The sequence below is a fragment of the Rhodococcus jostii NBRC 16295 genome (assembly GCF_001894825.1).
In the GTDB taxonomy this organism is placed as follows: domain Bacteria; phylum Actinomycetota; class Actinomycetes; order Mycobacteriales; family Mycobacteriaceae; genus Rhodococcus_F; species Rhodococcus_F jostii.
In genome coordinates this window covers 79,925-91,299 of sequence record NZ_BCWY01000007.1, presented here as the reverse complement: position 1 = coordinate 91,299, position 11,375 = coordinate 79,925, and the positions used below count along the sequence as shown (strand labels likewise).

Here is an 11,375-nt window from a genome sequence, read left to right as displayed (position 1 = left end):
GACGGGGAGGAGAACCGGCTACGGGATCAGTAGCCGCTGGCGGGGTCGATGACCGCGGCGAGAACCTGCCCGCGGGCGAAGCGGGACACATTGTCGCTGACGTGCTGGGCGAACGCGGGCGCCAGCGCGGACGGAGGGTTGGCCACATGCGGGGTGATGATGGCGTTCGGGAGGGCCCAGAGCGGGTGACCGTCGGGCAGCGGTTCGGGTTCGGTGACGTCGAGCGCGGCGCCGCCGATCCGCCCCTGGTTCAGTGCCTCGACGAGGGCGTCGGTGTCGATCAGGGAGCCACGGGCGATGTTGACCACCCAGGCCGTCGACTTCATCTGTGCGAGTTCCGGTTCACCCAGCAGATACTTGGTCTGGCCGGTGGCGGGTGCTCCGAGCACCACGTGGTCTGCCCGACCCCACACCTCGGCCGTGCGCTCGGCCGGCAGAGTCTCGACGGCACCGGGAACCGGCCTGCCGGAACGGGTCACGGCAAGGGTGTGCGCACCGACGGCGGACAGAAGCGGAATCAGTGCCCGCCCGATGCCACCGCAGCCGACGATCGCCACGAGTGAACCGCGCAGTGTCCGGACCTGAGCCCCGAAACCCGCCTGGTCCCAGGATGTTGCGGCGAGTTGACCCGGCAGCGCCCGCACGCCGGCAAGGAGCAGTGCCAGCGCATGCTCGGCCACACTGTCCGCGTACGCGCCTGCTGCGGAAGTCCACACTCGATCACTGCCGGCGTCGACGACACCGGACCGAAACCAGGTTTCGACACCCGCAGACGGCAGCTGCACCCACCGGACTTGTGTGGGCAGCGTCGGAAAGTCGCTCGGCGCCCCCGTCCAGACCACGGCGTCGGCGTCGTGCAGCCCGGTCAGTTGTCCGCCGCCCGCCGTGATGGCGTCGACGAGAAGCGGCGGCTGATCGGGGCCGAGATGCACGGTCGGGGTGGGCGTTGCAGTGGATGAAGACATGGGTATCCCTCGAAAGGTAGGGCCCGGGGTGTTCAGCGGAGGTCGAGGACGACCTTGCTGGCCTGGGTGCGGTCGCGGGCGACGGTGAATGCTTGTTCGCTCTGGTCGAGCGGGAAGCGATGGGTGAGAACGGGTTCGACGGGGAGCCCGGATGCCAGTAGTGCCAATGCGTCGTCGAACTCCGCGCCGAACCGGAATGCACCGACGAGCTCGATCTCCTTGGTGACCAGAAGATTTCCAGGGAAGGTGACGTCGCCGGGCGGGAGCAGACCGAGTTGCACGACGCGACCGCCGCGGCGGACGGCGCGGACGCACGCGCCGAGAGCTGCGGGCGCGCCGGAGGCTTCGACGGCGATGTCGATGTCGGTCGGCGCCGCGTCAGGGTCGTCGGCCCGCACAACCGCGGTCGCGCCGACAGCTCGGGCTACCGCGAGTGTTTCGGGGACGAGGTCGGACACGATGACGTCGCGGGCGCCCGCCGCGCGTAGAGCCGCGACGGCGAGACACCCGATGGGTCCTGCGCCTGTGACGAACACCGAGCGGCCCGTGACGTCTCCTGCGCGGGCGACTGCGTGCAGTGCCACGGACAACGGCTCGGCCAGCACCGCGGTTTCGAGGTTCAGTCCCTCGGGGAGCGCACGGATCTGATGGGCGGGCAGCACGATTCGCTGGGCGAATCCGCCCTGCACGTGTGGGAGGCGGGCTGCGCTGCCCAGGTACCGGGTGTCGCGGCAGACGTTCTCGCGGTGGTCGAGACATTCGGGGCACTTCCCGCACGGGGTGGCAGGGTGCACGGCGACGGGCGTGCCGGCCTCGGGGCCGTCGACGTCGGCCCCGAGTGCGGCGACCGTGCCGACCACCTCGTGCCCGAGGACCATCGGCTCCTGGACGAGGAAGTCGCCGACGCCGCCGCGATGGGCATAGTGCAGATCGGACCCGCAGACGCCGCCGTAGGCGACGTCCACCGCTATCTGGCCTCGCCCGGGTGCCGGGACGTCGATGTCCTCGACCCTCAGATCGTGTGCTCCGTGTACGACACAAGCCCGCATGTGTTCTGCGCTCCGCTCTTCGATGAAACTCGGTGTGGTCTCTAGACGACCGCGGTCATACCGCCGTCGACGTACAGAATCTGGCCGTTGACGAAATCCGATGCGCCCGAGGCCAGGAACAGCAGTGCACCGACCAGCTCGTCGGGGCGGCCCCAGCGTCCGGCCGGGGTGCGCCCCGCGAGCCAGGCCGAGAAGTCGCCGTCCTGGACCAGGGCTGAGGTCAGTTCGGTGTCGAAGTAGCCTGGCGCTATGGCGTTCACGCACAGCCCGTGCGGTGCCCAGTCCGCACACATTCCGCGGGTCAGCATCTTCAGGCCACCCTTGCTCGCGGCGTAGGGGGCGATACCGGGCCGGGCGAGATCGCTCTGGATCGAGCAGATGTTGACGATCTTCCCGACCCCACGTTGCACCATCGCGCGGGCGAATTCACGTCCCACGAGGAACGCGCTCGTGAGGTTGGTGTCGAGTACCCGCCGGAAGTCGTCCTCACTGAATTCGAGGAGGGGACTGCGGTGCTGGACGCCGGTGTTGTTCACCAGGATCCGGACGGGGCCTACCTCCTTCTCGATCGCGGCCGCGGCGTCGGCGACCTGGGCCGCGTCGGTGACGTCGAACGCGTAGGCGAACACGTTCGCCCCGGTGCGTTCGTGGATCTGCTTGCGGGCCAGCTCGAGTGCGTCGGAGTTCCGGCCGTTGAGTACGACGACGGCACCGGCCTGTGCGAGCCCCTCTGCCAGGGCGAAGCCGATTCCTCGACTCGACCCGGTGACGAGCGCGATCTGGTTTTCGATGTCGAACGCGGGGTGGCTGGTCACGCTGGTCCTCCGATGAAGGTCGGCCGGTCCTGATCCGTGTGCAGTCCACTCGCGTCGAGTGCTGCCCTGGCCAGGTCGGCGGGAGTCTGTACGGCCTCGAGTTCGATCCCGATTTCTCCGGGCTGCAGTCGCTCGAGGATCGCGAACTGGGAGTCGAGGAGGCTCGTGGGCATGAAGTGGTCGGTGCGAGCGTTCATGCGTCCCGCGATGAGGTCCGGGTCGGCTCGCAGATGAACGAAGAAGATCGGTGCGCCACCCGACCGGAGGACGTCCCGGTAGCGCCGTTTGAGGGCGGAACAGGCTATGACTCCAGGTATTCCGGTTTCGGCGCCGTCGGCGAGCCATCGGGCGATGTCCTCGAGCCACGGCCCGCGGTCGTCGTCCGTGAGCGGGACTCCGCGGCTCATCTTGTCGATGTTCGACGCGGGATGCAGTTCGTCGGCCTCGCCGAGTCGCGCTCCGGTGATCTCGGAGATGGCCTGAGCCACGGAGGTTTTGCCGCAGCCGGCGACCCCCATCACGACGATCTGCAGGGCCGTCACGTTCTGACCCCGTTGGACCACGACCGGGACAGGTCCTGCTCGCCGCGGGCGGCGGCCCAGCCTGTCAGAGCGCCGCGCAGTGCGGCGAAGAGCTGGGTGCCCACCTGCTCGGCCGACAGGCCCACCGTGTTGAGTAGGTCGAATATCTCTCGCGGGTCGAACAGGAGGTTCCAGAGGAACAGGGCCTCGTCGCCGATGTCGGCGATGCCGAGCTCTCGCGCCGACTGCTGCAGTGGCTCGAGCAATGCCTCCGCCTGCACGGTCAGGTAGTAGGTGTCCTCGCGCAGCCGTTCCAGGTATCCGTGCCGCGACCTGGTGGCGACCATGGCCTCACCGTGCTCGACGACGAGTCCCACCCAGCATCGGCAGAGCTCCTCGAGCCGTTCCAGTCCGACCGTGTCGAGCGTGCGAGCGTAGTCCCGCATCCGGCAACCGACCTCGAACCGGTACTCGCCGAGAATGTCGTCGACCGAACTGAACTGGCGGTACGCGGTGGCCGGCGACACCTCGGCGGCCTTGGCGACCTCGGTCATGTTGACAGGCTCGTCGTTGCCGGAGGACAACTTGACGGCTGCCTGGATCAGGCTGCGTCGATTCCGTTCGGTGTCACTGCGCATCGGCTTCTTGGCCATCGTCATGATCCTCTCCCTCGTTCTTACGCCAGCGAGGCCAGCCCGCGCGCCAGCCGGGCCACGCCTTCGGTGATCGCCTCCGAACTCGCAGCGTAGGACAGGCGCAGGTGACCTTCGCCGTGAGCGCCGAACTCGCTGCCGGGCCGGACCGCGACGCCGTGCTCGCGGAGGATCCGCACGACCTCGACGGAAGGGACGTCGGCCGAGTACTTCGGGAAGAAGTAGAAGGCGCCCTCGGGGTCTCCCAACTCCAGCCCGGGAACCTGGGACAGGGCGTCACGCATCAGGATCCGACGCGCCCGGTAGGCCTCCCGCATGGTGGCGACGTCGTCGGCGCACTCGGTGAGCGCGGTGAGGGCGGCACGTTGGACGGCCGTGTTGACCGAACCGTTGTTGCTGTTGTGCACCCGGGCGCAGGCGGTGATGACCGCACTCGACCCGGCCAGGTATCCCACCCGCCACCCGGTCATGGCGTAACTCTTCGAGAAGGTCTGGCAGTACAGGGTTCGTTCGACCAACTCGGGAATCTGCAGTGCCGAGGTGAAAGGCTCACTACCGTAGACGAGTTCGCTGTAGGCCTCGTCGGCGATCACCAGCGTGTCGGACTTCCGGAGGATCTCGCCGAGTACCTCGAGTTCCTTGGTGCGGTGCACGACGCCGGTGGGGTTGGAGGGGTTGCAGAACACGAACAGCTTCGCGCCGGCGAGTGCAGCGGCGAGCGAGTCGAGGTCCCAGTGCAGGTCGTCCTGCAGCGCCACCGGCACGCACACGCCACCGGCCAGGTGAACGAGATCCGCGTACAGGGAGTAGGTGGGGTCGGGAATCACGACCTTGTCTCCCGGGTTCACAGTTGCGAGGATCGCCGCTGCGAGTCCGCCCGTACCGCCGTGGGTGACGAGGATCTGGTCGGACCCGTAGGTCGTTCCGGCGAGGGCGCTCACCTGTTCCGCTACCGCGGCGCGCAGATCGGCGTCACCGAGTTGGGCGGCGTAGTGGGTGTAGCCGGCCTCGAGTGCGGCGGCTGCCGAGCGACGGATCCGCTCCGGGGTGTCGAAATCCGGTTCGCCCATGGCGAGGGACACCATGTCGCCGCCTGACTGCGGCTGCTGAGTCCGGAGTGAGGCTTCTTCGACCCGGTTCACCGCGTCCGAGGGGGCAAAGTTGATCACAGGTCTACCGATCCTTTCGAAATCTGCACGATCTCAATTGAGTACTGCATCGCATATGCGAATAGTTTCTCATCTACCGTGGTGCACGTCAAGGCCTCTGAGGATGTCTTCCGGCGCTCCCTTCCACCGGCTGACCTCGAGGTCGCCGGAGATGTCGCGCTGACGGGTCGGGGCGATGACGAGTTCGGGGATGACCGTCCGCGGCGGGAGTGTGGCGGCGAGGTGCACCGCGCGGGCGACGTCGTCGGGTTGGACCATGGCGTCACGTACTTCCTGGCTGGGCGGGTTGGCCCGGTTGTCCATGATCGGGGTGCTCACTTCGCCGGGCAGGATGCACGTGGCGCGGATGCCGTCGTTGCGGAACGTGTTGTGCAGGTAGGTCATGAAGTTCCGGACGCCGGCCTTCGCGGCGCCGTACGCCGCACCGCCCAGCAGATTGGGATTCGCGGCGGCCAGTGAGGAAACGGTGACGATCGTGCCGGCGCCCCGCTCGAGCATGCTGGGCAACACCGCCTGAGTCAGCAGATACACGGCGGTGAGATTCACACCGAGGATCTCGTTCCATTCGTCCTCGCTCGTCCACCGGACGTTGAGCACCCTTCCGCCCGCACCGGCGTTGTTCACCAGGATGTCGATCGGACCGGCCTCGCTCTGCACCGAATGGATCAACGAGTGAATCTGCTCGCTGTCCTCGATGTGCGCCGGCTTCACCAGTGCGGTGCCGCCGGCCTCGGTGATCGCGGCGGCGACCTCGGCGAGTACCGCCTCCCGGCGGCCGACCAGGACGACGGTGGCGCCCTCGGTCGCGAGCTTGATCGCCGATTCCCGGCCTATCCCGGTTCCGGCACCGGTGACCAGGGCAATCTTTCCGTCGAGCAATCCCATTTCGGGGTGTCCTTTCGTGTCGTGCGCAGAGAGAAAGCGAGGGCCGGGGCGGATACCGTCGGTGGTTTCCGCCCCGGCCGTGTCGTACGAACGCCGGGTCTACGTGTCCTGCAGGGGCCGGCCGGCGGTTTCGACGAGCTTCAGCGCCGTCAGCGCGGTGATGATCGCCGTCAGGATCACCGCGTACGCCGGGATGCTCTTGTCACCCGTCAGTCCGATGAGCCAGTTCATGACCAGTGGGGCGCTGCCACCGAACACGACCGTGGTGATGTTGAACCCGATGCTGTACGCGCTGTAGCGCACGTTGGTCGGGAAGAGTTCGACGAGCTGGACCTGGATCACACCGGCATGTCCGGCGAACAGTGCCGCGAGAATGATTCCCGCCAGCGCCGCGGCGGCGAGGTTGCCCGTCGAGATCATCTGGAAACACGGGTAGGACGCAACACCCATGGCGAGCGCGGAGTACAGCAGCACCGGCTTGCGCCCGATGCGGTCGGAGAGCCGCGCCGCGTAGGGGATCGCGATGAGGATCGCCACCAGGCTCACCGCGGTCACCAGCAGTCCCTGGAGCTGGCTGAATCCCTGCTCCTTCTTCAGGTAGGTCGGCATGTACACGAAGAGGATGTAGTAGCCGGGTCCGTTGAGTGCGGGAAGCGCGATGGTCATGGCGATGGCCTTCAGGTGCCGCTTCGAGGTGAGCGCCACCTTCAGCGGGTTCCGTTCGACCACCTTGGCCTCACGCAGGGCCTGGAATCGGGGGGTGTCCTCGAGCCGGTTCCGGATGTAGAAACCGACCAGACCCATCGGCACTGCCAGCAGGAACGGGATGCGCCACGCCCAGGATTCGAGCACGTCCTGGCCCAGCAGCTGGATGATCGCACTGGAGATCAGGCTTCCCGCCAGCAGGGCCGCGAACGAACCCATGGGCAGCCAGCAGGTGGTGCGGCCACGCTTGTCGTCGTCGGCGTACTCGCCCACGAACGACATGGCGCCCGACGCCTCGCCGCCCGCGGAAAAGCCCTGGATCATCCGCATGCAGATGAGCAGGATCGGCGCGGCCCAGCCGATCGTCTCGAAGCTCGGAATCATGCCGATGGCAGCGGTGGAACCGGAGATCATCAGCAGCAGGAAGGCGAGGAGAGTCTTGCGGCCCAGCTTGTCGCCGAGATAACCCGAGATGACACCGCCGAAGGGCCGCACCAGGAAGCTGATGAGGAACCCGACGTAGGTGAGCATGATGCCACCCGAGCTGCCGTTTCCCGGGGCGAACACGATAGCGAGGGTGGGTACGAGCAGACCGTAGATGCCGTAGTCGTACCACTCGACGAACGAGCCGATACCCCCGGCAATGGTGACCTTCTTGACTACCTTCCGGTTGTCGGAATCGGTCGCGGGTGGATTGGTGACAGTCATGACCTTGCGTTCCCTTTCTCCGGGATTATCGCTGATGTGGCGGACACGGGCATCTGTCAGCTGAAGGTCGCCGCAGCGACCTCGGCGTCCAGGGCCTCTTCACGCGCGACCACCGCGAGAACGGCGTCGAGCACTTCGCGGGCACGTGCAGGCGGAATGACGATGATGCCGTCGCTGTCGGCGCAGACGATGTCACCGGGATGGAAGACGACGCCGCCGATCGCGACGTCCTCACCGATCACGCCGGGTCCGTTCTTGAACGGTCCGGCCGGGGTCACGCCCCGCGCGAAGACCGGAAAACCGAGGTTCTCGATGGTCTCGCGGTCGCGGACGCACCCGTCGACGACCGCGCCGGCGGCACCACGTGCTGCGAAGCGCTGGACGAGGTTGTCGCCGATGAGAGCACGGCCGAGGTGACCCGCCCCGTTGACCATGACCACGTCGCCGGGCTGGATGAACTCCTGCGACTTGATGATGGCTGCGTTGTCGCCCGCCGTCGTGAGGATGGGGAGCGCTGTGCCGACGAACTTCGCGCCGGGCCAGATCGGGGAGATGCCGGAGTCGCAGATTCCCAGGCGCTCCATCGCGTCGCCGAGATTGGCGACCTGGAATCGGGCGAACTCTGCGACCAGCTCCGGCGCCGGCCGGGTCCAGCCGGCGGAGATGCGGAGTTGTGCGCCGTCCAGTTCAGACATCGGGGCTTCCCTTCGGTTCGTCTCGACTCGCGGGATCAACCACCGACAGAGTGAGAAATGTTTTTCTATTGAGAGCAGCTTCACACTTGGTTATGTCCGCGTCAAGACCTGTTTGTAAAGATCCGGTGACACGGGCGACCGATGTGTGAACTCCCGCAAAGGGAGGGAGCGTCCACGCACGCCACTGAGGCCCCGGAGCGGTGCTCCAGGGCCTCTGTACGGTGCGGGGACCTCAGGCGGTCGGCTGGACCACCCGGGTGTGATGCGGCAGGTTCACGGCGTCGAACACCCGCTGCACCGCCTCCTCCAGCTCGTCGAGGTCCGCCTGCTGCGAGCGGTACGTGGCGATTGCGTCTTCCATACTGCTCCAACGGATTCGCAGCTTCTGCCCCGGGCCGGCCTGGCCGAGAATCGACATCGACGAGGACGTCACCACCGCCACGATCGGATATCCGGCGGTCAGCGACCGCGCTCGCCCGAGGATGATCAGCTCGTCCGAGTGTGGAATCTCCACACCCCCGATGGGGACCCCGTGGGAGATGATTTCGTCGAGCCCCTCGGGGTGCGCGACCGGACCCGACAACCTGAGCCCGACGTGATTCGACCGATCTGTCACCGTGTACTCGGAGGATTCGAGAAGCTCCCGAATACCCCCGACTGCAGCCGTTTCCGGACCGTCGGTCACGTCGACGACCCAGCTGTCGCGGCGCCGGTCGGGGATCCGAACCGGGAGCCGGAGCAACGGCTGCTGCGCGTACGGGTGCACGAAGTCGACGTAGTCCGTCCGAAGCCGGACCCGCTGTCCGGCTCCGAGGCGTTGCGGAAAACCCATGCGCGCATCGGGGGCAGCGCTCCCGAGGAAACGGTCGGTTTCCAATTCGCCGTTCACGCACAGGTAGGTTCGAATACCGTTCCGCACGTTGCGAATCGTGATGCGAGATCCCGCCGGGACGCACAGCGGCGCCCACATCGGAGCGCGGTGCCCGGACACCCGGACGTCGGCGGTCGCTCCGGTGACCGCGATCAGCAGATCGGCCGTGACGGTCGCCGAGAACTCGGTGGCCATGATCTCGATCAGCGTGGCGCCCCGGGCATTACCGACGAGGACGTTGCCGACTGCGGCGGAGTACTGGTCGGAGGCCCCGCTCACCGGCACACCGAGGTGCTCCGACCCGGCCCGGCCCAGGTCCTGCAGTGTGGTCAGCCAACCCGGTTGCTGGACAATGATTTCAGCATCTGCGGTCATGATGTCAAGGCACCTACCGGTTCGAGAGGACGTCCGGCCAGCGTGGACCACTCGGATTCGGAGACGGCCCTGAATCGGAATATGTCTCCCGGCGTGTAGTGGACGACTGGATCACGGTGAATGTCGAACAGAGCGAGCGGAGTCCGGCCGAGGATGCGCCAGCCGCTCGGCCCGGGCGCCGGGCCGATGATGGCATTGTGGCCCGCCACCATGACAGCGCCCGCGGCGACGTTGGCGCGGGGCGTCCGGCAGCGGGCCACGGAACCCGGGAACGTGGCCCCGTGCATCATGGGCGCAATTCCCGAGCCGAGAACGTCGACGGTCATGGACGCCGACGTGAACAGGTCGACGAGTTCGTCTTCGGTCAGGCCGAGTTCACCGGCGACGGGCGCCAGGTCGGGTCCGTGCTCACCACCGAACACGGTCGGCACCAGAAAATGTCTCGCGGCCGTGTCGTCACCGTCGGTGTGCACGATGGCCCCGATCAGGCGGTCGAGATCGCGCGAGACGTCGTCGTGAATCACCTGGGCGCAGTCGAAACGCACCAGTACCGATTCGAGTCCGCCGACCACGTCGACGACTCCCCGAGGCGTGTCGGTGAGCACCGCCTTCCGCAGCGCACGCGTGACGGCGCGCCGGGTCTCGAGATCCGACCCCGACACCTCGATCATGACCGCAGCGTCGCCGTAGACGATCTGTGTGATTGCCGGCGTTGCGGAGGGCAGCATCGGATCAGACCGTGACGGCGCGAGCTTTGTCTGCCAGCACCTCACGCAGAGGCTTGACGGCGACGTGGGCGTCCACCAATGCCGAGCGCAGCTTGTTCGCGTTGACGATGGCCTCCGCGTTGTCGCCGTGCAGCAGGACGAGGTCGCATTCCTGCGGGATGTCGGTGCCGTGCACGGTGCGCACGACACCCTCCTTCGCCATCCGCACGGTACGGGCGGCAACCTCGTCGGCGTCGTGCAGCAAGGCGCCGGGCTTCGTGCGCAGCACGGGGGTGCCGTCGTCCTCGTAACCGCGGTCGGCGAGGAAGACGAGGGCAACACGCAGTCCCCGGGCGCGCGCTTCCTCGGCGAGCAGGCCCTCCTGCGTGACGACGATCAGCTCCGGGTCGAAGGCGGCGACGGCGTCCGCGACACCCCGCGCGTGCACCGGGTCGGTGACGGTGAGGTTGCCCATCCGGCCGTGCGGGTTGACGTGGCTGAGCGTGCCACCCTGCGCCTTCACGAAGGCGCTCAGCGCACCCATCTGGTACAGGGTGTCGGTGCGGATCTCGTCTTCGGTACACGCCATCGCCCGGCGGCCGAATCCGACCAGGTCGGGGTATCCGGGGTGGGCGCCTATCTCGACGCCCCGCTCGATGCAGGCACGAACCGTCCGCTCCATGACCCGCGGGTCACCGGCGTGGAAACCACACGCAACGTTGGCCATGGTCACCAGATCCAGCACCGCGTCGTCGTCGCCGATGGTGTAGTTGCCGAAGCTTTCGCCGAGATCCGCTACCAGGGCCAGAGACTTGTCAGCCATGAGTTCTCCTCAGAAGGTGTCCAGAGATCCGAGAACTGCGCCGAACGTCGTTGTTGCTGGCCCAGCCGTATCAGATTCCAAATATGCGAATAGGTTCTCATTTTAGTCGTGAGGTGTCAACGCCTCGGCACGATTTCTTCATGGCAGAGCGGGCCGGCGTTCGGGCGGTGTCCTAGAGGTGTTCGCGACCAGCGGCTTGCCGGAACCGCAGTTCCCGCCGTACACCCGCCGCTGGTGCGCATCCTCGGGCAGAAAGGCTTCGAGGTGGGCGACACCTTCTCATGTCGCGGGTTCGACACCGGGCTAGCGTTCGCGATCGTCGACGGTATCCACAAGGGGTTACCCGGCGTCACCGATCTCGAGTCCAACAGCGCTATCGCGTGATCGTCGGGCCGCCGAACGTCCGGGTGCCGGTCCGCGACCCCGCCGATCGG

13 protein-coding genes are annotated in these 11,375 nt (G+C 67.1%); 1 reads left to right on the top strand and 12 read right to left on the bottom strand.

From position 1 onward, the window contains the following. Nucleotides 1–26: 26 nt before the first annotated feature. From RJ1_RS07850 to RJ1_RS07795, 12 genes are all read right to left on the bottom strand, one after another. Complete coding sequence (locus RJ1_RS07850; protein ID WP_073359393.1) at nt 27–965, bottom strand: D-isomer specific 2-hydroxyacid dehydrogenase family protein; 939 nt, start codon at nt 963–965, stop codon at nt 27–29. 32 nt (nt 966–997) lie between these two features. Continuing rightward, nucleotides 998–2,014: an L-idonate 5-dehydrogenase gene (locus tag RJ1_RS07845; RefSeq protein WP_073359392.1), complete on the bottom strand. Its 1,017-nt coding sequence runs from the start codon at nt 2,012–2,014 to the stop codon at nt 998–1,000. Between the two features lie 41 nt (nt 2,015–2,055). After that, nucleotides 2,056–2,829 (bottom strand): glucose 1-dehydrogenase, encoded by a 774-nt coding sequence (locus tag RJ1_RS07840; protein WP_073359391.1) that lies wholly within the window; start codon nt 2,827–2,829, stop codon nt 2,056–2,058. After that, nucleotides 2,826–3,347, bottom strand: a complete 522-nt coding sequence (locus RJ1_RS07835; protein ID WP_143048997.1) for a gluconokinase — start codon at nt 3,345–3,347, stop codon at nt 2,826–2,828. The genes RJ1_RS07840 and RJ1_RS07835 overlap by 4 nt, the downstream gene beginning before the upstream one ends. A gap of 20 nt (nt 3,348–3,367) precedes the next feature. Continuing rightward, nucleotides 3,368–4,009 carry a TetR/AcrR family transcriptional regulator gene (locus RJ1_RS07830; protein ID WP_205415382.1) on the bottom strand — a complete coding sequence of 214 codons (642 nt, stop codon included), beginning with the start codon at nt 4,007–4,009 and terminating at the stop codon, nt 3,368–3,370. A 17-nt stretch (nt 4,010–4,026) separates the two neighbouring features. Further along, nucleotides 4,027–5,172 carry a pyridoxal phosphate-dependent aminotransferase gene (locus RJ1_RS07825; RefSeq protein ID WP_205415383.1) on the bottom strand — a complete coding sequence of 382 codons (1,146 nt, stop codon included), beginning with the start codon at nt 5,170–5,172 and terminating at the stop codon, nt 4,027–4,029. A gap of 69 nt (nt 5,173–5,241) precedes the next feature. Then, nucleotides 5,242–6,057 (bottom strand): SDR family oxidoreductase, encoded by an 816-nt coding sequence (locus RJ1_RS07820; protein WP_073359388.1) that lies wholly within the window; start codon nt 6,055–6,057, stop codon nt 5,242–5,244. Between the two features lie 99 nt (nt 6,058–6,156). Next, nucleotides 6,157–7,470: an MFS transporter gene (locus RJ1_RS07815; protein WP_073359387.1), complete on the bottom strand. Its 1,314-nt coding sequence runs from the start codon at nt 7,468–7,470 to the stop codon at nt 6,157–6,159. A gap of 56 nt (nt 7,471–7,526) precedes the next feature. Beyond that, complete coding sequence (locus tag RJ1_RS07810) at nt 7,527–8,165, bottom strand: RraA family protein (RefSeq protein WP_073359386.1); 639 nt, start codon at nt 8,163–8,165, stop codon at nt 7,527–7,529. A 232-nt stretch (nt 8,166–8,397) separates the two neighbouring features. Next, nucleotides 8,398–9,411: a 5-oxoprolinase subunit C family protein gene (locus RJ1_RS07805; RefSeq protein ID WP_073359385.1), complete on the bottom strand. Its 1,014-nt coding sequence runs from the start codon at nt 9,409–9,411 to the stop codon at nt 8,398–8,400. Continuing rightward, entirely contained in the window at nt 9,408–10,139 is a 732-nt protein-coding gene (locus tag RJ1_RS07800) for a 5-oxoprolinase subunit B family protein (protein ID WP_073359384.1), read from the bottom strand. Before RJ1_RS07800 ends, RJ1_RS07805 begins: the two co-directional genes overlap by 4 nt. A gap of 4 nt (nt 10,140–10,143) precedes the next feature. Beyond that, nucleotides 10,144–10,941 (bottom strand): LamB/YcsF family protein, encoded by a 798-nt coding sequence (locus RJ1_RS07795; RefSeq protein ID WP_073359383.1) that lies wholly within the window; start codon nt 10,939–10,941, stop codon nt 10,144–10,146. Between the two features lie 234 nt (nt 10,942–11,175). On the opposite strand from RJ1_RS07795, the gene RJ1_RS46695 reads away from it, so the two are divergent. Next, nucleotides 11,176–11,325: an NADPH-dependent FMN reductase family protein gene (locus RJ1_RS46695; protein WP_162850365.1), complete on the top strand. Its 150-nt coding sequence runs from the start codon at nt 11,176–11,178 to the stop codon at nt 11,323–11,325. Nucleotides 11,326–11,375: the final 50 nt, after the last annotated feature.

What these genes read in the sequence shown, in the direction of transcription:
- RJ1_RS07850 (WP_073359393.1), bottom strand. Translation starts at nt 965, where the DNA reads ATGTCTTCATCCACTGCAACGCCCACCCCGACCGTGCATCTCGGCCCC.
- RJ1_RS07845 (WP_073359392.1), bottom strand. Translation starts at nt 2,014, where the DNA reads ATGCGGGCTTGTGTCGTACACGGAGCACACGATCTGAGGGTCGAGGAC.
- RJ1_RS07835 (WP_143048997.1), bottom strand. Translation starts at nt 3,347, where the DNA reads ATGGGGGTCGCCGGCTGCGGCAAAACCTCCGTGGCTCAGGCCATCTCC.
- RJ1_RS07830 (WP_205415382.1), bottom strand. Translation starts at nt 4,009, where the DNA reads ATGACGATGGCCAAGAAGCCGATGCGCAGTGACACCGAACGGAATCGA.
- RJ1_RS07820 (WP_073359388.1), bottom strand. Translation starts at nt 6,057, where the DNA reads ATGGGATTGCTCGACGGAAAGATTGCCCTGGTCACCGGTGCCGGAACC.
- RJ1_RS07815 (WP_073359387.1), bottom strand. Translation starts at nt 7,470, where the DNA reads ATGACTGTCACCAATCCACCCGCGACCGATTCCGACAACCGGAAGGTA.
- RJ1_RS07810 (WP_073359386.1), bottom strand. Translation starts at nt 8,165, where the DNA reads ATGTCTGAACTGGACGGCGCACAACTCCGCATCTCCGCCGGCTGGACC.
- RJ1_RS07805 (WP_073359385.1), bottom strand. Translation starts at nt 9,411, where the DNA reads ATGACCGCAGATGCTGAAATCATTGTCCAGCAACCGGGTTGGCTGACC.
- RJ1_RS07800 (WP_073359384.1), bottom strand. Translation starts at nt 10,139, where the DNA reads ATGCTGCCCTCCGCAACGCCGGCAATCACACAGATCGTCTACGGCGAC.
- RJ1_RS07795 (WP_073359383.1), bottom strand. Translation starts at nt 10,941, where the DNA reads ATGGCTGACAAGTCTCTGGCCCTGGTAGCGGATCTCGGCGAAAGCTTC.